23 protein-coding genes are annotated in these 19,730 nt (G+C 64.8%); 21 read left to right on the top strand and 2 right to left on the bottom strand.

What is annotated here, in order from left to right; translation table 11 throughout:
• The first annotated feature begins 49 nt into the window (after window positions 1-49).
• The 5 genes from QOD90_RS07110 to QOD90_RS07090 all read left to right on the top strand — a co-directional run bounded on the left by QOD90_RS07110 (window position 50) and on the right by QOD90_RS07090 (window position 4,324).
• Entirely contained in the window at window positions 50-778 is a 729-nt protein-coding gene (locus QOD90_RS07110) for an amino acid ABC transporter ATP-binding protein (RefSeq protein WP_526348121.1), read from the top strand.
• A 26-nt stretch (window positions 779-804) separates the two neighbouring features.
• A complete protein-coding gene (locus QOD90_RS07105; protein WP_526348062.1) occupies window positions 805-1,638 on the top strand; it encodes a glutamate ABC transporter substrate-binding protein in 834 nt (277 codons plus the stop codon).
• Between the two features lie 28 nt (window positions 1,639-1,666).
• A complete protein-coding gene (locus QOD90_RS07100; RefSeq protein WP_526348060.1) occupies window positions 1,667-2,347 on the top strand; it encodes an amino acid ABC transporter permease in 681 nt (226 codons plus the stop codon).
• Window positions 2,348-2,411: 64 nt separating this feature from the next.
• Window positions 2,412-3,299 carry an amino acid ABC transporter permease gene (locus QOD90_RS07095; RefSeq protein WP_526348058.1) on the top strand — a complete coding sequence of 296 codons (888 nt, stop codon included), beginning with the start codon at window positions 2,412-2,414 and terminating at the stop codon, window positions 3,297-3,299.
• A gap of 266 nt (window positions 3,300-3,565) precedes the next feature.
• Window positions 3,566-4,324: a hypothetical protein gene (locus QOD90_RS07090; RefSeq protein WP_526348056.1), complete on the top strand. Its 759-nt coding sequence runs from the start codon at window positions 3,566-3,568 to the stop codon at window positions 4,322-4,324.
• A 20-nt stretch (window positions 4,325-4,344) separates the two neighbouring features.
• On the opposite strand, the gene recX is transcribed toward QOD90_RS07090, so the two are convergent.
• Window positions 4,345-4,899, bottom strand: coding sequence for a recombination regulator RecX (gene recX / locus QOD90_RS07085; protein WP_526348054.1), 555 nt, complete (start codon window positions 4,897-4,899; stop codon window positions 4,345-4,347).
• Window positions 4,865-5,917: a recombinase RecA gene (gene recA, locus QOD90_RS07080; protein ID WP_526348052.1), complete on the bottom strand. Its 1,053-nt coding sequence runs from the start codon at window positions 5,915-5,917 to the stop codon at window positions 4,865-4,867. The genes recX and recA overlap by 35 nt, the downstream gene beginning before the upstream one ends.
• Before the next feature lie 277 nt (window positions 5,918-6,194).
• Here recA and QOD90_RS07075 point away from each other — a divergent pair, with 277 nt between their 5' ends.
• The 16 genes from QOD90_RS07075 to QOD90_RS07000 form a co-directional block, all read left to right on the top strand.
• On the top strand, window positions 6,195-6,524 hold the full coding sequence (locus QOD90_RS07075; RefSeq protein ID WP_526348050.1) for a hydrogenase maturation nickel metallochaperone HypA/HybF: 330 nt from the start codon (window positions 6,195-6,197) through the stop codon (window positions 6,522-6,524).
• Window positions 6,525-6,526: 2 nt separating this feature from the next.
• Entirely contained in the window at window positions 6,527-7,297 is a 771-nt protein-coding gene (hypB, locus tag QOD90_RS07070) for a hydrogenase nickel incorporation protein HypB (protein ID WP_526348048.1), read from the top strand.
• 137 nt (window positions 7,298-7,434) lie between these two features.
• Window positions 7,435-8,490: an NADH-quinone oxidoreductase subunit B family protein gene (locus tag QOD90_RS07065; protein ID WP_526348046.1), complete on the top strand. Its 1,056-nt coding sequence runs from the start codon at window positions 7,435-7,437 to the stop codon at window positions 8,488-8,490.
• 27 nt (window positions 8,491-8,517) lie between these two features.
• Window positions 8,518-10,317, top strand: coding sequence for a nickel-dependent hydrogenase large subunit (locus tag QOD90_RS07060; protein ID WP_526348044.1), 1,800 nt, complete (start codon window positions 8,518-8,520; stop codon window positions 10,315-10,317).
• A gap of 3 nt (window positions 10,318-10,320) precedes the next feature.
• Window positions 10,321-11,286, top strand: a complete 966-nt coding sequence (locus QOD90_RS07055) for a NifU-related iron-sulfur-binding protein (RefSeq protein ID WP_526348042.1) — start codon at window positions 10,321-10,323, stop codon at window positions 11,284-11,286.
• The gene (locus QOD90_RS07050) at window positions 11,286-11,942 is read left to right on the top strand and encodes a DUF5947 family protein (protein ID WP_526348040.1); all 657 of its coding nucleotides are present in this window, start codon (window positions 11,286-11,288) and stop codon (window positions 11,940-11,942) included. Before QOD90_RS07055 ends, QOD90_RS07050 begins: the two co-directional genes overlap by 1 nt.
• Complete coding sequence (locus QOD90_RS07045; protein WP_526348038.1) at window positions 11,939-12,604, top strand: DUF6084 family protein; 666 nt, start codon at window positions 11,939-11,941, stop codon at window positions 12,602-12,604. The genes QOD90_RS07050 and QOD90_RS07045 overlap by 4 nt, the downstream gene beginning before the upstream one ends.
• Window positions 12,601-13,965, top strand: a complete 1,365-nt coding sequence (locus QOD90_RS07040; RefSeq protein WP_526348036.1) for a hypothetical protein — start codon at window positions 12,601-12,603, stop codon at window positions 13,963-13,965. Before QOD90_RS07045 ends, QOD90_RS07040 begins: the two co-directional genes overlap by 4 nt.
• Complete coding sequence (locus QOD90_RS07035) at window positions 13,956-14,075, top strand: DUF6893 family small protein (RefSeq protein WP_526348034.1); 120 nt, start codon at window positions 13,956-13,958, stop codon at window positions 14,073-14,075. Before QOD90_RS07040 ends, QOD90_RS07035 begins: the two co-directional genes overlap by 10 nt.
• Window positions 14,076-14,094: 19 nt before the next feature.
• Window positions 14,095-14,586, top strand: coding sequence for a hydrogenase maturation protease (locus QOD90_RS07030; RefSeq protein WP_526348119.1), 492 nt, complete (start codon window positions 14,095-14,097; stop codon window positions 14,584-14,586).
• 3 nt (window positions 14,587-14,589) lie between these two features.
• Window positions 14,590-14,844, top strand: coding sequence for a HypC/HybG/HupF family hydrogenase formation chaperone (locus QOD90_RS07025; RefSeq protein ID WP_526348032.1), 255 nt, complete (start codon window positions 14,590-14,592; stop codon window positions 14,842-14,844).
• Window positions 14,841-17,156: a carbamoyltransferase HypF gene (gene hypF, locus QOD90_RS07020; protein WP_526348030.1), complete on the top strand. Its 2,316-nt coding sequence runs from the start codon at window positions 14,841-14,843 to the stop codon at window positions 17,154-17,156. The genes QOD90_RS07025 and hypF overlap by 4 nt, the downstream gene beginning before the upstream one ends.
• On the top strand, window positions 17,153-17,908 hold the full coding sequence (locus tag QOD90_RS07015; protein ID WP_526348028.1) for a DUF6390 family protein: 756 nt from the start codon (window positions 17,153-17,155) through the stop codon (window positions 17,906-17,908). Before hypF ends, QOD90_RS07015 begins: the two co-directional genes overlap by 4 nt.
• 47 nt (window positions 17,909-17,955) lie before the next feature.
• The gene (locus QOD90_RS07010; RefSeq protein WP_526348026.1) at window positions 17,956-18,708 is read left to right on the top strand and encodes a hydrogenase assembly protein HupF; all 753 of its coding nucleotides are present in this window, start codon (window positions 17,956-17,958) and stop codon (window positions 18,706-18,708) included.
• The gene (locus QOD90_RS07005; RefSeq protein ID WP_526348024.1) at window positions 18,705-19,385 is read left to right on the top strand and encodes a D-sedoheptulose-7-phosphate isomerase; all 681 of its coding nucleotides are present in this window, start codon (window positions 18,705-18,707) and stop codon (window positions 19,383-19,385) included. Before QOD90_RS07010 ends, QOD90_RS07005 begins: the two co-directional genes overlap by 4 nt.
• A partial coding sequence (locus QOD90_RS07000; protein WP_526348022.1) for an AIR synthase related protein occupies window positions 19,382-19,730 on the top strand: 349 nt, incomplete at its 3' end. The genes QOD90_RS07005 and QOD90_RS07000, both read left to right, overlap by 4 nt.

Below are 19,730 nucleotides of genomic sequence, written 5' to 3'. Positions count from 1 at the left end.
CGACCAGTCGGAGGCGGACGCCAGCAAGCCGACTCCGACGTCCGCGCCGATGATCTCAATGAAGGGTGTCAACAAGCATTTCGGCAGCCTCCACGTGCTCAAGGACATCAACCTCGAGGTGGACCGCGGCCAGGTCGTGGTGGTGCTCGGTCCGTCCGGATCGGGCAAGTCGACGTTGTGCCGCACCATCAATCGACTCGAGCCGATCGACTCGGGCACCATCGCGATCGACGGCGAGACTCTCCCCGAGGAGGGCCGCAAGTTGGCCCAGCTCCGGTCGGACGTCGGCATGCTGTTCCAGTCATTCAACCTGTTCGCGCACAAGACGATTCTGCAGAACGTCACGCTCGCGCCGATGAAGGTGCGCAAGGAATCCAAGGACAAGGCGCACGCCAGCGCGATGTCGCTCTTGGAGCGCGTCGGCATCGCCAACCAGGCCGACAAGTATCCCGCCCAGCTGTCCGGCGGGCAGCAGCAGCGAGTGGCGATCGCCCGCTCGCTGGCGATGAACCCCAAGGTGATGTTGTTCGACGAGCCCACCAGCGCACTCGATCCGGAGATGATCAACGAAGTGCTGGCCGTGATGACCTCGCTCGCCGAGGAGGGCATGACGATGGTGGTGGTGACCCACGAGATGGGCTTCGCCCGCCGCGCGTCGAACCGGATCATCTTCATGGCCGACGGTGCCGTCGTCGAAGACGCCGAACCCGAAGAGTTCTTCTCCAATCCGAAATCCGACCGCGCCAAGGACTTCCTCGGCAAGATCCTCAACCACTGAAACGCTCCGCCGAAAGGAATACTGCTGTGCCCTCCTCAAGCAAGCCGTCTCTGCGATTCCGGGTAGCCGCCGCTTTGGCGCTTGCCGTTGCCCTCCCGCTCACCGTCGTCGCCTGTGGCGGCGGCGGTTCCGGGGGTGACGACGGAAAGATCGTCATCGGTACGAAGTTCGATCAACCAGGTCTCGGGTTGAAGAACCCGGACGGAACGATGAGCGGTTTCGACGTCGACGTCGCCACCTATGTGGCCGGCCAGCTCGGATTCACGCCCGACAAGATCGAGTGGAAGGAGTCACCGTCGGCGCAGCGCGAGACGCTGATCCAGAACGATCAGGTCAAGTTCATCGCCGCGACCTACTCGATCACCGACGCACGCAAGGAGAAGGTGTCCTTCGCCGGGCCGTACCTGGTGACCGGTCAGAGCCTTCTGGTCAAGGCCGACAACACCGACATCACGGGCCCGGATTCGTTGCAGAACAACAAGAAGCTCTGCTCGGTGTCGGGCTCGACGCCCGCGCAGCGCATCAAGGACAAGTACCCCGGCGTGCAGCTACAGCAGTACGACACGTATTCGGCCTGCGTCGAGGCGCTGAAGTACGGCGCGATCGATGCGGTCACGACCGACGAGGTCATCCTCGCCGGCTACGCGGCCCAGAGCCCGGGGACCTTCAAGATCGTCGGCCAGCCCTTCTCCGAGGAGAACTACGGCATCGGCCTGAAGAAGGGCGACACCGAACTGCAGACGAAGATCAACGACGCGATCACCAAGATGGAGAAGGACGGCGATTGGGCGAAGGCGTTCGAGAAGAACCTCGGACCCGCAGGCATCGCGACGCCGGCGCCGCCGGCGCTCGACAAGTGACCTAGAGCCCTAGCGCAGCGGAGTACACGTGGAGATCTTCTCCGAGTATCAGGACCAGATCTTCGAGGCATTCTGGACCACGATTCAGTTGACGGTGTTCTCCGCCGTCGGAGCGCTGGTCCTCGGCACGGCGCTGGCCGCGATGCGGCTGGCACCGGTGCCGATGCTCAACTGGATCGGCACCACCTACGTCAACGTGATCCGCAATACCCCGCTGACCCTGATCATCCTGTTCTGCTCGTTCGGCCTCGCGCAGACACTGGGCATCACGTTGGTCGACTCCCAGTCCATTACGTCGATCGAGGACAGCAACTTTCGTTTGGCGGTACTCGGCCTGACGGTCTACACCGCGGCATTCGTGTGTGAGACGGTGCGAGCCGGCGTGAACACCGTCCCACTCGGACAGGCCGAGGCCGCCAGGTCGCTGGGGCTGACGTTTGGCCAGAACCTGCGAATGGTGATGCTGCCCCAGGCTTTTCGTGCGGTGATCATTCCGTTGGGTTCGGTGTTGATCGCCTTGACGAAGAACACGACGATCGCCTCGGCCATCGGGGTCGCCGAGGCTGCATTGCTGATGAAGGAGATGATCGAGAACACGGCGGCGCTGGCCACCATTGGAGCCATCTTCGCGCTGGGCTTCATCATCCTGACGCTGCCGTTGGGATTGTTCTTCGGTTGGCTCGGCAAGCGATTGGCGGTGGCGCGGTGATGAGCGGCGATGAGCGCTTGCGCGAAGAGCAGATTGCCACGGCCGCGAAGAACGGAGCACTTGAGTGAGCGGCGCATCGGTTCTCTTCGACGCTCCGGGGCCACGCGCCCGGATCCGCAATCGGTTGATCACCGCGGTCACCCTGATACTGGTGCTGATCGCGGCCTGGGTGATCTACTCGCGACTCGAGACCAAGGGCCAGTTGACGGCCGCCAAGTGGGAGCCCTTCCTCACGGGGAATCTCTGGAAGACCTATGTCTTGCCGGGTGTTCAGGGCACGTTGACTGCGGCGGCGGTGTCGATCGTGCTGGCCTTGCTGCTTGGTTTCGTGCTCGGCGTGGGCCGCATGTCGCATCACACCGGGATTCGGTGGACGTGCTCGGTGATCGTCGAGTTCTTCCGGGCCGTTCCCGTCCTGGTCATGATGATCTTCGCGTACTTCCTCTATGCGACCTACGACGTCTTCCCGTCGAAGTACCTTGCGTTGGCCGGTGTCATCACGGGGCTGACGCTGTACAACGGCGCGGTAATCGCCGAGATCGTCCGTGCCGGCGTCAACGCGCTGCCCCGCGGGCAGTCCGAGGCCGCCGAGGCGCTGGGTCTGCGTTGGGGTCAGATCATGCGTTCGATCTTGCTGCCGCAGGCGATTACGTCGATGCTGCCGGTACTGGTGTCTCAGATGGTGGTGGTACTCAAGGACACCGCCATCGGCTACCAGATCACGTTCCTCGAGATGGTGCGACAGGGCACGCAGGTCGGTTCTGCGTACGGCAACTACGTTCCCGCTCTGATCGTGATCGCGATCCTGATGATCTGCGTGAACTTCGCCCTTGGTTCCTTCGCGACGTGGCTCGAGGGTCGACTGCGCCGTTCGACGCGCACCCCGGAACCGATGCACGTGGCGCCGGTTACCCAGGGCTCGTTCGGCGCAGGTGCCGGCGGCACCATCTAGACCCGGCCGCGAAGAGGATGCTCATCGCGGGGATCGCTTGACTGACAGTCGATTGCTGAGCGGTCGAGAAATCGAATGCTTCTATGAGCTGATCGACGACCCCACGTTCTCCGTGAACTCGTATCCACTGGTCAGCGGAAGCGGCAGACGACCTCTTTCCGACGAGACGTCGCACGCGTAGGCTGCCCGTATTCGTAGCTGAATCCGTCGCACCGGGGGGCGTCGTGACCATGGCATCGTTGTTGTTTGCGCGGGTAGGTGCCGTCGTGGGGTCGGCCGTGTTGCTGGTCGGCTGCGGAGGTGGCGAAGAGTCAGCAGCCGGCTCAGCGCAATCATCCGGCCCTTCGGTAGCAGAGTCGACGTCAGCGCCGGCACGGGATACGACGGCCGCATGCTCGGCGCGCATTCGGCTCAACGCCAAGATCCCACCGGGCGCCGACCCCGGGGAACCGGACCCCGCGCCGCAGGCGATGAAGGACTGGGCTGCGTCGGTTTCGCCGGATTTTGAGATCCTCGCGGCGAACCTACCGGCCGACCTCGCACCCCAAGTGGACACTCAGCGCGCCGATCTAGAGAAGGCGCGGCGGGGTGAGCGCATCGACGGCATCTCTCCGGCGACCATGAAGTCCTCCAACGCGATTGATGAATTCGTGTTCGACAAATGTGGGCTCCCCCAGCTCGACGTGATCAGCACCGAGGGGAAGTACGGGCCGATTCCTGCGACCCTGAATGCAGGCCCGACGGCGATCAGATTTGCTGCCACCGGCGCGGATTCGCGCGCTGCGTGCGTGCTGCTGGTCGCCCGCGTCAGGGACGGCCAGACGGTGTCGCTACAGGATCTCACCGCGGAGAAGGTCGAGCTCGAAAGCATCGCGGAGGTCACGGCGGCTGTATTGCCCGACCACGGACAACCTGGCTACGCCACCGCGGACCTGAAGACCGGGCACTACATCTTGGAGACTCCACTTGGAGTGCTCCCCGATTGCTCTGGTGGCGTCACAGAGGCTGAGTTCACCGTTCCGTAGCAATGTTTGGTTTCCGCGGCCTAGACCCGTCTGCGTTCCCGCTCGCTGGCCAGCGCCACCTTGACCACGTCGAATGCCATCGATTGGCCGTATCCACGGCGCGCGAGCATGCCCACCAGTCGGCGCGCGATCTTGGTGTCGTCAGATTCGTCGTTCAGGCGCTCGCGCCGGAGCTTGTCGGCGACGAGTTGTTCGGCGCGGGTCCGTTCGGCGTCGGCGTCGACGTCAGCCAGCGCGTCGGCGATCACGTCGTCGTCAACGCCCTTGGTACGCAATTCGGCGGCCAAGGCCCGCTTTCCCTTGCCGGCGTTGAGGTGACGCGAGCGTACCCACTGCTCGGCGAAGTCCTGGTCGTCGATTAGCCCGACGTCGGTCAGCCGGTCCAGCACCCGCCCGCTGACGTCGTCGGGATAACCCCGCTTCGTCAGCGCGGCGGCGAGCTGGGCTCGGGTCCGCGCCCGTGCGGTGAGCAAACGCAGGCACACGTTTCGTGCTTGCTCCTCGCGTTCACGAGGATCCTGCGTCTGCTCATCGCCCGACTCAGAAGTCGACTGGGACGGGCAGGGCTTCGACATTGCTGGCGTCGTCGGTCAACACGGCACCGATGCCGAGCTTTTCCTTGATCTTCTTCTCGATCTCGTCGGCCACTTCACGATTCTCGAGCAGGAAGTTGCGGGCGTTCTCCTTGCCCTGTCCGAGTTGCTCACCCTCATAGGTGAACCAGGAGCCGGACTTGCGGACGAAGCCATGCTCGACGCCCATGTCGATGAGCGAGCCCTCCTTGGAGATGCCCTTGCCGTAGAGGATGTCGAACTCGGCCTGCTTGAAGGGCGGCGCCATCTTGTTCTTGACGACCTTGCAGCGGGTGCGGTTGCCGACGGCGTCGGTGCCGTCCTTGAGCGTCTCGATGCGGCGCACGTCCAGCCGGATGGAGGCGTAGAACTTCAATGCCTTTCCGCCCGTGGTGGTTTCGGGTGATCCGAACATGACGCCGATCTTCTCGCGAAGCTGGTTGATGAAGATCGCCGTGGTGTTCGAGTTGCTCAGGGCGCCGGTGATCTTGCGCAGCGCCTGGCTCATCAGCCGGGCCTGTAGACCGACGTGGCTGTCGCCCATCTCGCCCTCGATCTCGGCGCGGGGCACCAGTGCGGCCACCGAGTCGATCACCAGGATGTCCAGCGCGCCGGACCGGATCAGCATGTCGGCGATCTCGAGCGCCTGCTCACCGGTGTCCGGCTGCGACACCAGCAACGAGTCGGTGTCTACGCCGAGCCGCTTGGCGTAGTCGGGATCCAACGCGTGCTCGGCGTCGATGAACGCCGCGATGCCACCTGCGGCCTGCGCGTTGGCTACCGCGTGCAGCGCGACGGTGGTCTTACCCGAGGACTCCGGGCCGTAGATCTCGACGACACGGCCACGGGGCAACCCGCCAATGCCGAGCGCCACGTCCAGCGCGATCGATCCCGTCGGGATGACCGAGATCGGCTGGCGCACCTCTTCGCCGAGCCGCATCACCGAGCCCTTGCCGTGACTCTTCTCGATCTGGGCGAGAGCAAGCTCGAGGGCCTTCTCGCGATCTGGGGCTTGCGCCATGGTGGTCTCCGTCCTCATTGGGTGTCCGGTGATCGAGGTGTTCGATCAGTTGGCGGTGACGGTAGAGGTCGGTACCGACAAGTCGGCTTGACCGGTGGTTTCCCGTCGAACACCGCCCACATTAGACGAACACCTGTTCGATTCAAGTAGACACGCCGCGCACTGGGCAAGACGCAAAATTCCGCTGCCGCTGCTGCATGACGATTCCAGCGTCTGCTCCCCCCGCGGCGCACGTCGACCTATCGTGGGGTCATCGGGTCCCGGAGTTGGGGCGGACATGCATGAAATGGCGTTGACGCAGAGTCTTGTCGAAGCGGTGTGCGAGCACGCCGCGGGCCGACACGTGCACAGCGTGAGGTTGGAAGTCGGCGCATTGTGTGCCGTCGTGCCCGATGCGATGACGTTCTGCTTCGAGCTGGCGACCGAGGGCACCATCGCCGATGGCGCCCGCCTCGACATCGACCTTCGCCCCGGCACGGCTCATTGCCGCAGCTGTGCCGCGCACTTCGAACTAACCGATCCGATCCTGTTGTGTCCCTGCGGAAGTGCCGACGTCGAGGTCTTGACGGGTCGGGACCTGAAGATTCTTTCAATGGAAGTGAGCTGATCATGTGTGCGACTTGCGGCTGCGGTGAAGACGGAGCGACCATCACCCTCGCCGGCGAGGCCCACGCGCACCCGCACGACCACTCACACCCGCACCCGCACGACCACCCGCACCCGCACCCGCACGAAACGATCACGCTCGAGCAGAAGGTCCTGGCGAAGAACGACGAGCTCGCCACACGGAACCGGGAGTGGCTCACCCAACGCGACATCGCGGCCTTCAACCTCACCAGCTCACCGGGAGCGGGCAAGACCACGCTCCTGGAACGGACCATCCGGGCGCTCGGCGGAGATCGACCCGTTGCCGTCATCGAAGGCGATCAAGAGACGCTGCTCGACGCCGAACGCATCCGGGCCGCCGGGTGTCGGGCGGTCCAGGTCAATACGGGTGCCGGATGTCATCTCGACGCAGACATGGTCGGCCGTGCGTTGCACACGCTCGAGCCCGAACCAGGAAGCCTGTTGTTCATCGAGAACGTCGGAAACCTCGTCTGCCCGGCGATGTTCGATCTCGGTGAGCGCAACATGGTGGTCGTCATCTCGGTCACCGAGGGTGCGGACAAGCCGCTGAAGTACCCGCACATGTTCGCCGCGGCCGAACTCGTCCTGATCAACAAGATCGATTTGTTGCCCTACGTGGACTTCGATCTCGACGTCTGCGTCGCGAACGCCAGGGCAGTCCACCCCGACGTGACCGTTCTGGCGGTGTCCGCCACCACCGGCGAGGGCATGGATGCCTGGTATCAGTGGATTGACCCCTCCGTCAAGCTTTAATTGTAATGAGGAATGTCACAAACTTCCGTTGACAAGACAATCTGGTGCGCGTAAACCGAGAACCAGCGACGCGCAAGTGGGCCGAGGGGCGACTCCTGCGCCGCAGGGACCCCAGCCCGGTCCCGGGAAGCAGCAGCATGCCATCCGAAGCTGCCATCAAAGCGGAAGAAACACTGATTCACGTCCTGTGGATCAACGCCGGTCTCAGTTGTGACGGCGATTCCGTGGCATTGACAGGCGCCACCCAACCGAGCATCGAAGAGATCGCGCTCGGTGCGCTACCAGGATTACCCCAAATCGCAGTCCACTGGCCGCTAATCGACTTCGAGTGTGGACCGAACGGTGGGGCCGACGACTTCCTTGAATGGTTCTTCAAGGCAGATCGGGGCGAGTTGGAACCGTTCGTTCTCGTCGTCGAGGGATCCATTCCCAACGAGAACCTGCACGAGGAGGGGTACTGGTGCGGGTTCGGCAATGACCCAGCCACCAATCAGCCGATCACCACCAGTGAGTGGTTGGATCGGTTGACGCCCAAGGCAACCGCGGTCGTCGCAGTGGGTACCTGCGCCACCTACGGTGGCATCCACGCGATGGCAGGCAATCCGACCGGGGCAATGGGAGTGCCCGACTATCTCGGCTGGGATTGGAAGAGCAAGGCAGGCATACCGATCGTCTGTGTGCCCGGTTGCCCGATCCAAGGCGACAACCTCTCCGAGACGCTGACGTACCTGCTCTACATGGCGACCGGTCAGGCACCGATGATTCCGCTGGACGACGCGCTGCGTCCGCAATGGCTGTTCGGGAACACGGTGCACGAGGGGTGTGACCGAGCCGGCTACTACGAGCAGGGCGACTTCGCCACCGAGTACGGCTCGCCGAAATGCATTGTGAAACTTGGCTGCTGGGGTCCAGTCGTCAAGTGCAACGTGCCCAAGCGCGGCTGGATCAACGGTGTCGGCGGCTGCCCGAACGTGGGCGGTATCTGCATCGGCTGCACGATGCCCGGCTTCCCGGACAAGTTCATGCCATTCATGGACGAACCACCGGGGGGCAAGATCTCGACCACCGCGTCGGGCCTCTACGGCTCCGTAATCCGAAACCTGCGTCACGTCACCGGGCGCACCGTCGACAAAGAGCCCAAATGGCGGCACCCGGGCAAGGAACTGACGACAGGAGCGACTCGCACCTGGTAGGTGCGAGTCGAAGAGAGGTCAAGAGCAATGACGACAACCGTTCCCGGACCGCAACACACCAAGTCGGACCCCAAACAACTCGTCGAGATGGCGTGGGATCCGATCACCCGCATCGTCGGCAGCCTAGGCATCTACACCAAGATCGACTTCGAGAACCGCGAAGTCGTGGAGTGCCACAGCACGTCGTCGATCTTCCGTGGCTACTCGATCTTCATGAAGGGCAAGGACCCGCGCGACGCACACTTCATCACCAGTCGCATCTGCGGGATCTGCGGCGACAACCACGCGACCTGCTCCTGTTACGCGCAGAACATGGCGTACGGGGTCAAGCCGCCAAACCTCGGCGAGTGGATCGTCAACCTCGGCGAGGCCGCCGAGTACATGTTCGACCACAACATCTTTCAGGAGAATCTGGTCGGGGTCGACTACTGCGAGAAGATGGTCGCCGAGACCAATCCCAGCGTGCTGGCCAAGGCCGAGAACACCCGCTGCCCGAATGAGGAGGCGCACGGCTACAAGACCATCGCCGACATCATGCGCTCGCTGAATCCGTTCACTGGCGAGTTCTACCGGGAGGCGCTGCAGGTCAGCCGGTGGACGCGCGAGATGTTCTGCCTGATGGAGGGCAAGCACGTTCACCCATCGACGCTGTATCCCGGCGGAGTCGGGACGGTCGCCACCATCCAGTTGATGACCGACTACATCACCCGGCTGATGCGTTACGTCGAGTTCATGAAGAAGGTCGTGCCGATGCACGACGACCTCTTCGACTTCTTCTACGAAGCGCTACCCGGTTACGAGATGGTCGGTCTGCGCCGCACGCTGCTCGGCTGCTGGGGCTCGTTCCAGGATCCGGAGTACTGCAACTTCTCCTACAAGGACATGGAGATGTGGGGCAACAAGATGTTCGTCACGCCCGGCGTGGTGATCGACGGCAAGTTGCACACCCACTCCCTGGTCGACATCAACCTTGGCATCAGAATCCTCTTGGGCAGTTCGTATTACGACGACTGGACCGACCAGGAGATGTTCGTCAAGAACGATCCGCTTGGCAATCCGGTCGATCGCAGGCACCCGTGGAATCAGCACACGAACCCACGACCGCAGAAGCGGGACATGGACGACAAGTACAGCTGGGTGATGTCGCCACGTTGGTTCGACGGCAAGGACCATCTGGCGCTGGACACCGGCGGCGGGCCGTTGGCGCGGTTGTGGTCGACGGCGCTCGCTGGCCTGGTCGACGCGGGCGGTTACGTGGTGTCCACGGGCCACAGCGTGCAGATCAATCTGCCGAAGACCGCGCTGAAGGGGCCGGTTTCATTGGAGTGGAAGATCCCGGCGGTCGGCAGCAACACGATTGAACGCAACCGGGCCAGGACGTACTTCCAGGCCTACGCGGCGGGCTGCGCACTGCACTTCGCCGAGCAGGCGCTGATCGAGATCCGCGCCGGACGCACCAAGACGTGGGAGAAGTTCACGGTGCCCGACGAGGCCATCGGCTGTGGCTTCACCGAAGCGGTGCGCGGTGTGCTCAGTCATCACATGGTGATCCGCGACGGCAAGATCGCGAACTACCACCCGTACCCGCCGACGCCGTGGAACGCCAACCCGCGCGACAGCTATGGGACTCCTGGCCCGTACGAGGATGCCGTGCAGGGGCAACCGATCTTCGAGGAGAACGATCGGGAGCATTTCAAGGGCATCGACATCATGAGGACTGTCCGCAGTTTCGACCCGTGCCTGCCATGCGGGGTACACATGTATCTCGGAAACGGGAAGTCGATCGAACGACTGCACTCGCCAACACAATCCGTCACCGGAGAGTGACACATGGCCCAGCCAGAAGGACGGGGCCCGGCAGAACCAGACGACAACGACACAGACGCGCAGTGGCGCTCCGCGGGCGATCGGATCCAGGCCCTGCTCGACGCCACTGCGATAGGTGGCCCGGTTGCGCGCGAGCGCGCCGAGTCGCTGCTCGGTGAGCTCACCGACCTCTACGGAGCGGGCATGCACCGGATGATGTCGATCGCTGCCGCGGCCGACCCGGCGTTGATCGAGCGGTTCGCCTCCGACGATCTGGTCGCGAGCTTGATGCTGGTGCACGACCTGCACCCGCATGGGATCGAACGCCGCATCGAGGATGCCCTCGACAGCGTCCGGCCCTACCTGGGTTCGCATGGCGGCGACGTGGCGCTGCTCGACGTGGTCGAGGGTCAGGACGGGCCCGTGGTGCGTCTCTCGTTCGCCGGGAGCTGCAAGAGCTGTCCATCGTCGGCGGTGACCCTCGAACTGACCGTCGAGGACGCGGTGCGAGCCGCTGCGCCAGAGATCAACTCGATCGAAGTCGTTGCAGCCGAATCCGACTCGAGTCCCAGCGTGATTCCGATCGAGTCACTGATGAGCCGCGTGCACACCAAGGACCGTCCCGGCGCCACATGGCACTCCGTGCCGGACATCGCAGATCTCGCGTCCGGTGAGGTCGGCGGCTTCATGGTGGCGGGGTTGACGGTGCTTGCCTGTCGCGTCGGGGACGACCTGTTCGCCTACCGGGACCGGTGTGGCGCGTGCGGGGAGTCGCTGGCGGGCGCGGTGCTGCACAGACGGATGGGAGCCAAGATCGGCGAGGCGGTGTTGCGGTGCCCGCAGTGCCACGCGCACTTCGACGCGGTCCACGCGGGTGCCAGCCTCGACGACGAGGCGGGACCCGAGGTTCACCTCGAACCGCTCCCTCTGCTGGTACGCGATGGCGTGTTGGCACTGGCAGTGTTCGCCGAAACGACCGGGGTGACCTGATGGCTCAGGGCGCATACGACGTCATCTCCCGCATCCGGGCCAACCGACAGGCGCCCCAACCGGCAGGCGAGCGATGCGAAATGTGCGCCGAGCCGATAGCCGACGAGCACCAGCACGTCGTCAACGTGGCTGGCAGACAACTGATGTGCACGTGCCGAGGCTGCTATCTGTTGTTCTCCGATCCGCACGCCGAACTGAAGTACCGCGCAGTGCCCGATCGCTACCTACGCTTTCCCAACTTCGCACTGGATCGCCGGGGCTGGGAATCGCTACAGATCCCAGTGGGTCTGGCGTTCTTCTTTAGAAATTCGGCGCTGGGCAAGACGGTTGCCTTCTATCCTGGGCCAGCCGGAGCCACCGAGTCCGAACTGGACATGGACGCCTGGGATTCCATCAGCGGTGCCGACGCCAGCCTGGACATGCTGGCCCATGACGTCGAGGCGCTGCTGATCCGGGTGCCCGACCGAGAACACGCCGATCCGGGTGATGAGAACGCACCCGCGGAGTGCTTCCTTGTGCCGATCGATGCCTGCTACGAGTTCGTCGGACGGCTCCGCTTGCTGTGGCACGGCTTCGACGGTGGCCACGAAGTGCGTCAGTTCGTCGACGAGTTCTTCGAGGGCATCACAGCGCGCAGCAAGGTGGCCGCCTCGTGACGGACATGACGTACACCGTGTTGGACGTGGCGCCGGAATCCTATTCGCTCACGCCACGCCTCTCCGCCCGTGTTGGCATCGCGACCAGCGATGACGAGCCAATCCGGGCCATCGCGCTGCGCTGCCAGGTGCGCATCGAACCGCTGCGGCGCAACTACACCGACAACGAAGCGGCCGGACTGACCGACCTCTTCGGGCCACGTGAACGCTGGGCGAACACACAGCGCACCTTCCTCTGGCAGCACAGCACCGCGATGGTCACTGGTTTCACCAACGTCACCGAAGTATCGATGCCCTTGGAATGCACGTACGACTTCGAGGTCGCCGGGTCGAAGTATCTACACGCATTGCGCGACGGCTCGATTCCGTTGCAGTTCCTGTTCAGCGGAACGGTTTTCGGCACTGGTGACGGGCTCGCCGTGCAACTGGTGTCCTGGGAGAGCGAGGCCCGTTACGACCTGCCAGTCACCGTGTGGCGGGATCTGGTCAAGCTCCACTATCCCAACGCCGGATGGGTCCGCCTCGGACACGACACGGTCACCGCGCTTGCGGCCTATAAGTCCGCCCGGGGAATGCTCGACTTCGACGAGGCGATCAACACGCTGCTCGCCGACGCGCCGCAGTACTCGGTTCCGACATCCCAGCGCGAGGAGGTCCGATGACAGCCAGCTGGGACCGGGTTCGCACCATCGCCGACGCGGTCCTCTACGAGGGCTACCTCCTCTACCCCTATCGCTCAACGTCGAGCAAGAATCAATCCCGGTGGCAGTTCGGGGTTCTCGGGCCGCAAGGCGCCGCCGAAGCCGGCCTCGGCGAGGATGACACCTTGGCCGCGCAGTTCATCGTCGACGGTGATGGCGAACTCTCGGTGGTGGTGCGGTTCCTGCAGCTACAGCACCGCCGAGCTGAACGCGAGGTCGGCGAAGGGCGCTTCGAGCGAGTGGACGAGTTCACCAGCGGGTCCCGAACGTGGGTGACCTGGGACGAGGCGGTGGAGCGCGAACTATCCTTCGGGCCATTCGATCTCGCGGCGCTGGAAACGATGCGCACGCTGCTCGTCGAGGTTCCCGCGGGCACCGACGTCGAGGATGTCGACGGCGGCAGGCTCATCCGGACACGGGCGGCGATCGCAGGGGTATTGGAGATCTCGACCGAAACCGATGACGGCCTGTTCCATGTCGAACTCTCGGTCCGCAACACCGGCGCGGCGGTCAGCGACAAGGACAGCGCGATCGCCACCTCGATGATCGGTACCCACGTGATCGCCGAAATCGTTGGCGGTGAGTTCGTCTCACTGCTCGAGCCACCCGAGGCGGCGGAGGCCGCGGTCGCGCGGTGCCACCAACATCGGTGTTTTCCCGTACTGGCGGGCAAGCCGGGCGAGCGCGATCTCCTGCTCGCGTCGCCGATCATCCTGTACGACCACCCCGAGATCGCCGAACAGAGCGAGGGTTCGCTCTACGACTCCACCGAGATCGACGAGATCCTGACGCTGCGCGTCATGACGATGACCGATGAAGAGAAGGCGCAAGCGAGGGCGACCGACCCGCTGGCCGCCCAGATCATCGACCGCTGCGATTCAATGTCGCCCGAGTCGATGCAGCAGCTGCACGGCATACTGCGCAACCCGCACGCGGACACGTCCGCCGGGCTGGTTCCCGAGATTCCCGAAGGCATCGACTGGTGGGACCCGTTGGCCGACACGGCGGTACGCCCCGAAGTCGATGCGGTGCTGATCAACGGTATTCGCGTGGCGGCGGGCAGTCGGGTCCGGCTGCGGCCAAGTCGGCGCGCCGATGCCCAGGACATCTTCTTCGCGGGACGAACCGCCCGCGTCACGTCGGTACACGAGGACGTCGATGGTGAGCGGCACGTCGGGGTCATCGTCGAGGCCGACGCCGAGGCCGAGATGCCCGACGACTATGGCCGCTACCTGTACTTCGCGCCGGACGAGATCGAGCCGCTCGGCACCGAGGATGTCAGCCCGACAAGCACCGAGAGAAGGAGTTCGACATGGACGTAGTGGGTTGGGTGGCGACCGGCGTGGTGGCTGTCGTCGTCGTCACTGGAGTCGCCGTCACCCTCAGTTCGATCCCGGACATCAGGCGTTACCTCCGCATCAGGAACATGTGACGGCCGGATCAGAGGCGATATCACGTCCCGAATACTGGTAGCCGGCATCGGCAACATCTTCCTCGGAGACGACGGTTTCGGACCCGAGGTGATGCGTCACGTCGGTGGGTGGCCCCCCGAGGCCGAGGTGCATCCGGTCGACTACGGAATCAGGGGTATGCATCTCGCCTACGACCTTCTCGAGGAGTGGCGCGCATTGATACTCGTCGATGCCGTTCCAAGTCGCGGAGCCCCCGGAACGCTGCACGTCTTCGAAGCCGATCACGGAAGCCTCTCCGCCACAGCGGGTCTCGAAGCGCACAGCATGGATCCAGCGGCCGTTTTCGCCACGTTGACCGCATTGGGCGGAACCGCGCCACGCACCTTCGTGGTCGGGTGTGAGGTGGAGAACGTCGACGAGGGCATGGGCTTGTCCGAACCAGTGGCCGCCGCCGTGCCAGGCGCCGTTGCGGCCATCAACGACGTGGTGGCCAACCTGGCCGCTGCGGTCACGACATCGGCGGAGGGCTGAGCCATGTGCCTGGGGATCCCCGGTCAGGTCGTCGGAATGCTCGAGGGCTACGGCGATCAACTCTGCCTCGTCGACGTCGCCGGCGAACACCGCAAGGTGAACATTGGCATGTTGCCCGAAGAGACGTTCAGCGCGGGCGACTGGGTGATCATCCACATGGGCTTCGCCGTCGAGAAGACCGACAGGGCGGGGGCCGACGAAGCCATGGCCGGCCTGAAGCTGATGGGCAGGGGTGACGACCCCGGGGCCGTCCCATGACCGATCGGCGCAGGCTCCGGATATGCGTGAACGGGGTCGTTCAGGGCGTCGGCTTTCGGCCGTTCGTCTACACGACCGCGGCCGCCCTCGGGCTCGCCGGTTCGGTGCGCAACGACAGTTCGGGCGCGATCATCGAAGTCGAGGGCAACGGCACCGACATCGACGAATTCCTCGCCACGTTGACCGATGCTCCCCCGCCGCTCGCGGTGCTCGAAACCATCGAGAAACAGAGCATTCCCACCGTCGGCGGAACGGAATTCACGATTGCCGACACGTCGAGGTCGGACGGCGGGCGCACGCTAGCCTCGCCCGATGTCGCGATGTGCGCCGACTGTGCGAGCGAACAACGCGATCCGCATAACCGACGCTATCGGCACGCCTTCGTCAACTGCACCAACTGCGGTCCACGATTCACGATCATCGCTTCACTCCCCTATGACCGGTCTGCCACGACGATGGCCAACTTCCCCATGTGCGTCGACTGCGACCGCGAATACCACGACCCCGCCAACCGTCGATTCCACGCCCAACCAGTGTGCTGCAACAACTGCGGACCGGCGCTGACCTACCGACACCGCAACGGCGACACGACGGAAGGCGAGGCAGGTCTTCGCGACGCCCGAAGCCTGCTTCGTGACGGCGGGATCCTCGCCGTCAAGGGCATCGGCGGCTACCACCTCGCCTGCGACGCCAGCAACGAAGACGCAGTCGCAGAACTGCGCACGCGAAAGCGCCGGGGCGACAAGCCGTTCGCCGTGATGGTGCCGGATCTGCGGACCGCACGCGGCATCGTCGACGCCGACGAGCCGTCGGCGCGGATGCTGACCGGGCCGCAACGGCCGATCGTGTTGATGCCGCGGCTGCCCGACGCCACGATCGCCGGATCGGTGGCGCCGCACAACCCCGACCTCGGCGTCATGGTCGCGTATGCACCAGTGCATGCCTTGTTGTTCGGGCTGGCTGACGATGAGCCGGGTCCGCAGATCCTGATCATGACGTCGGGCAACCTCGGTGGTGAGCCGATCTGCTTCACCGATGATGATGCGTTCCAACGACTTTCTCGTCTCGCCGACGGCTGGCTGATCCACGATAGGGCCATCCTGGTCCCGTGCGACGACTCCGTCCTGCGAATGGTCTGCGTCGGCGGAGCCGACAATCCTGGCGAAGGCGTCGAGTTGCCGATCCGGCGCTCCCGCGGGTATGCGCCGCTGCCCATCGCACTTCCCATCCCCGTACCGCCGACTCTCGCCGTCGGAGCCGACCTGAAGAACACCATGGCCGTCGCCGAGGGTAAGTACGCGTGGCTGAGCCAGCACATCGGCGACATGGATGACTTGGCGACCCTGTCCGCCTTCGATGCGGCACAGCACCACCTGCGGGAGTTGACCGGTGTCGCTCCAGAACTTCTGGTGGCCGATGCCCATCCGCTCTACCGCTCGGCCGCTTGGGCGCACCGCAATGCCGCGGGGCGGCCGGTCCACACGGTGCAGCACCATCACGCCCACATTGCGGCGGTGATGGCCGAACACGGTCTGGACGGATCTGAGCGCGTGCTCGGCTTCGCCTTCGACGGAACGGGTTACGGCCATGACGGAGCGGTTTGGGGAGGCGAGGTCCTGCTCGCCGACTACAAGGGTGCTCAGCGGCTCGCTCGGCTGAAGTACGTGCCGCTGGCCGGCGGGGACGTCAGCGTGCTGCGTCCGTACCGGATGGCGCTGTCCCAGCTGTGGGCAGCCGGCCTGCCCTGGGACGCCGACCTGCCACCGGTGTCGGCATGTCCCGCCGACGAAAGTCGGGCGCTGAGGCATCAGCTGGAGACGGGTAACGGCTGTGTCCCCACCTCCAGCATGGGCCGACTGTTCGACGCCGTGGCGGCCTTGATCGGCATCCGGCAGGTCGTTGCGTACGAGGCGCAGGCAGCCATCGAACTGGAGGGGCTCTCGCGTCATGCCGACCGGGGTACGACGACGTATGCCTTCGACATCGACACGAGCGCCTCCCCCTCGGTCATCGACCCCGCTCCCGTGCTCGCGGCCGTCATCAGTGATCAACGCGCCGGTGTCGCCGCCGGGGTGATCGGCTCCCGGTTCCACCAGGCGGTCGCCGACCTGATCGTCGAAATCGCCGTCAAGGAGCAAGACGGCGCGCAGACCGTCGCTCTGTCCGGCGGGGTATTTCAGAACGTGCTGTTACTGCAGCTCTCGTTGAAGGGATTGCGAAACAAGGGCTTCCACGTCATCACCCACCGCCGGGTGCCGCCAAATGACGGCGGCATCGCACTGGGTCAGCTCTTGATCGGGAACTCGCTATGAGCGCAGCCCCGATGTCCACCGGCTCGGAAATGTTCGCGCAGTACGCGTACCCGCCGAACGAGCTCGGATACTGCGGACCGTCAGACGGCGACGGCCCGTCCGAACTCGCCGGGCACGCTAGGGAATTCGACGGCGCATGGCCCTACCTGATGGAGCTCGCCAAGGTTCTCGGAGACTCCGATCCGCTCGACGAGGAGGTGGTGCGCAGTTATTGGATCGGCGGACCGTCGCTGGCGAAGGTCGATGCGGACCTGCTGCTCGCCGAACTCAGGACGGTGTTCAAGGGTCAGGTAAGCGGGCTACTCAGCGAGCTGCCCACTGCGACCGGGGTGTTGGCGCACCACAGTTTTCACGTCTTCGCGGTGTACCCCTGGGTGAAGTTCCTGGATCGCGACCCGACCACCTCGGTCCGCGTCATGCAGGACTGCCGAATCCGCTGGGGAACGGTCGAATCGCTGGCGGGCGAGCAGGTGGTGATTGCGTCACGGCCGCTGCGTTTCGAGTCTGGCAGGCTCGAGCTCGGTGAACCCGAGACCGAACGGGTGAACTGGCGAAAGGGCGAGCTGGCCTTGGCCCCGTCGCCGGCGCTCGGCGCCACGGTCTCGGCGCACTGGGACTGGGTCTGCGGAACTCTCACCGACGACGAAGCCGCCGCGCTGGCAAGCGCAACGCAGACCACGCTCGATCTCGTCAACGCAACCCGTGCCGAAAGTGCTTCGGTACTCGCGACATCGGAGCACACTGGTGAGTGACCGAGCGCTTGCGCGACGAGCAGATGGCGCTGAGGGGAGCTGGGCCCATGACGACTGACGTACAGCCCGGCGGAACCATGATCGACGCCGACTTGTCGGCCGACTTGGCCGCCGCCGCGCTCGCCGTGGCCCGCCGCTTTCACGACGGGGCCACGCTCTGGGTGATCTCGCCGCAATGGGAACCGCACGCCCATCACGTCGCCGTCGAATTCGTCCATCCCGTGATCGTCGGAAAGCGTGCCCTTCCTTCGGTCGCACTCGTCGACCCCGACCCCGTAGCGCAGGCCAGGGTGGCCAGCCAGCCGGGTGACCTGTTGCTCGCCGTCTCGTCGGCCGGCGAACCCGCGGTGGCAGAGGCGATGCGCCGCGCGCAGGCGTGGGGCGTGCTGACGCTGTGGATCGGTTCGGGCCCCAGACCGCGGGCGGGCGCCGCCGACCACATTCTGTGGATCGACTCCGAAGACCCGATGGTGCCGGCCACCGGCGCATTCGTGTTGATGTATCACCTGCTGTGGGAGCTCACCCACGTCTGTTTTGAACATCCCGGGTTGTTGAAGCCCAGCGCCGACGAATGCACCGACGAAGTCTGCGTGACGTGTAGCGACGAGGGACGTCTCGGAGAGGTGGTTCTGGAGGCGCCCGACGCCACCGGTCAGGCGCTGGTCCGCACGGCCAAGGGCGAGGAGTGGATAGACGTCTCGATGGTCAGCCCAGACTTTCCCCACGTCGCCCCCGACGACCTCGTCCTGATCCATGCGGGAGCGGCGATCACCCGGCTCGAGAGCGAGGTGGGGCGGTGACCACACGCGAGCCCGAGAACACCAGCTTCCTGTATCCGTTCATCGACTCGGAGGAGACCGACGCCGCCAGCCTGCTCGACGACCTCGCTGCGTCGGCCAGGGGCAAGGCCGCCGAAAGCGCGCAGCTGCAACGCGCATCGTTGGACGAGTACGCCGACGAGTTGACCGCGGCGGGAACCGAGATGGCCGATCGCTTCCGCCGCGGCGGCCGGCTCTACACGCTCGGCAACGGGGGCAGTTCCACCGACGCCGCAACGCTCGCTTCGCTCTTCAGCCGACCATCGCGCGGCCGTCCGGTGGCCGCGTGGTCACTGGCCGCCGACGAGGCGGTCGTGACCGCGCTGGGCAACGACGTCGGATTCGATCTGATCTTCAAGCGGCAGATCATCGCTCACGCGCGTGATCGTGACATCGCGATCGCGCTGTCGACGTCGGGCAATTCCGAGGACCTGATGTCGGCCATCACCGAGGCGAAGCAGCGGGGCCTGCTGACGATCGGATTCTCGGGCCACGACGGCGGGCGCATGTCGGTCGCCGACGACCTCGATTTCTGCTTCACGGTGCACTCTCAGAGCATTCACCGCATCCAGGAAAGCCACGCCATTCTTGGGTATCGGCTCTGGGCGGTCGCCCAGGAGCAGATCGCCTTTCCAACCAATGGAGTACAAGCTTCATGACGACTGAACCCATGACCGCCGCCCAGCGCGAAGACCGCATGCTCGAACGGATCGACAAGTTCCGGCAGCGGCGCCCTCGGCTGCTCGAAGAAGTGGTGACACTCGCCCACGGCGCGGGCGGCAAGTCGTCGGCGGCGCTCGTCGATGCGGTGTTCCTCGAGGCGTTCCGCAACGACGAACTCGAACAACTCGGCGATGCGGCGGTGCTACGCACGCCGGCGGGTGACCGGCTGGCGTTCTCCACCGACTCGTATGTCGTTTCGCCGCGCCGCTTCCCAGGCGGATCCATCGGCCACGTCGCGGTGCACGGCACCATCAACGATCTCGCGGTATCGGGCGCTCGCC

This window comes from Mycobacterium sp. (assembly GCF_032161845.1).
Taxonomy (GTDB): domain Bacteria; phylum Actinomycetota; class Actinomycetes; order Mycobacteriales; family Mycobacteriaceae; genus Mycobacterium.
The sequence above is the reverse complement of the archived record's forward strand: the minus strand, read 5'-3'. Positions and strand labels throughout refer to the sequence as shown.

Bases quoted from the DNA above. Each gene is read 5' to 3' on its own strand.
- QOD90_RS07110 (WP_526348121.1), top strand. From the start codon at position 50: ATGATCTCAATGAAGGGTGTCAACAAGCATTTCGGCAGCCTCCACGTG.
- recX (WP_526348054.1), bottom strand. From the start codon at position 4,899: ATGTCGAAGCCCTGCCCGTCCCAGTCGACTTCTGAGTCGGGCGATGAG.
- recA (WP_526348052.1), bottom strand. From the start codon at position 5,917: ATGGCGCAAGCCCCAGATCGCGAGAAGGCCCTCGAGCTTGCTCTCGCC.
- QOD90_RS07075 (WP_526348050.1), top strand. From the start codon at position 6,195: ATGCATGAAATGGCGTTGACGCAGAGTCTTGTCGAAGCGGTGTGCGAG.
- hypB (WP_526348048.1), top strand. From the start codon at position 6,527: ATGTGTGCGACTTGCGGCTGCGGTGAAGACGGAGCGACCATCACCCTC.
- QOD90_RS07065 (WP_526348046.1), top strand. From the start codon at position 7,435: ATGCCATCCGAAGCTGCCATCAAAGCGGAAGAAACACTGATTCACGTC.
- QOD90_RS07060 (WP_526348044.1), top strand. From the start codon at position 8,518: ATGACGACAACCGTTCCCGGACCGCAACACACCAAGTCGGACCCCAAA.
- QOD90_RS07055 (WP_526348042.1), top strand. From the start codon at position 10,321: ATGGCCCAGCCAGAAGGACGGGGCCCGGCAGAACCAGACGACAACGAC.
- QOD90_RS07050 (WP_526348040.1), top strand. From the start codon at position 11,286: ATGGCTCAGGGCGCATACGACGTCATCTCCCGCATCCGGGCCAACCGA.
- QOD90_RS07040 (WP_526348036.1), top strand. From the start codon at position 12,601: ATGACAGCCAGCTGGGACCGGGTTCGCACCATCGCCGACGCGGTCCTC.
- QOD90_RS07035 (WP_526348034.1), top strand. From the start codon at position 13,956: ATGGACGTAGTGGGTTGGGTGGCGACCGGCGTGGTGGCTGTCGTCGTC.
- QOD90_RS07025 (WP_526348032.1), top strand. From the start codon at position 14,590: ATGTGCCTGGGGATCCCCGGTCAGGTCGTCGGAATGCTCGAGGGCTAC.
- hypF (WP_526348030.1), top strand. From the start codon at position 14,841: ATGACCGATCGGCGCAGGCTCCGGATATGCGTGAACGGGGTCGTTCAG.
- QOD90_RS07015 (WP_526348028.1), top strand. From the start codon at position 17,153: ATGAGCGCAGCCCCGATGTCCACCGGCTCGGAAATGTTCGCGCAGTAC.
- QOD90_RS07010 (WP_526348026.1), top strand. From the start codon at position 17,956: ATGACGACTGACGTACAGCCCGGCGGAACCATGATCGACGCCGACTTG.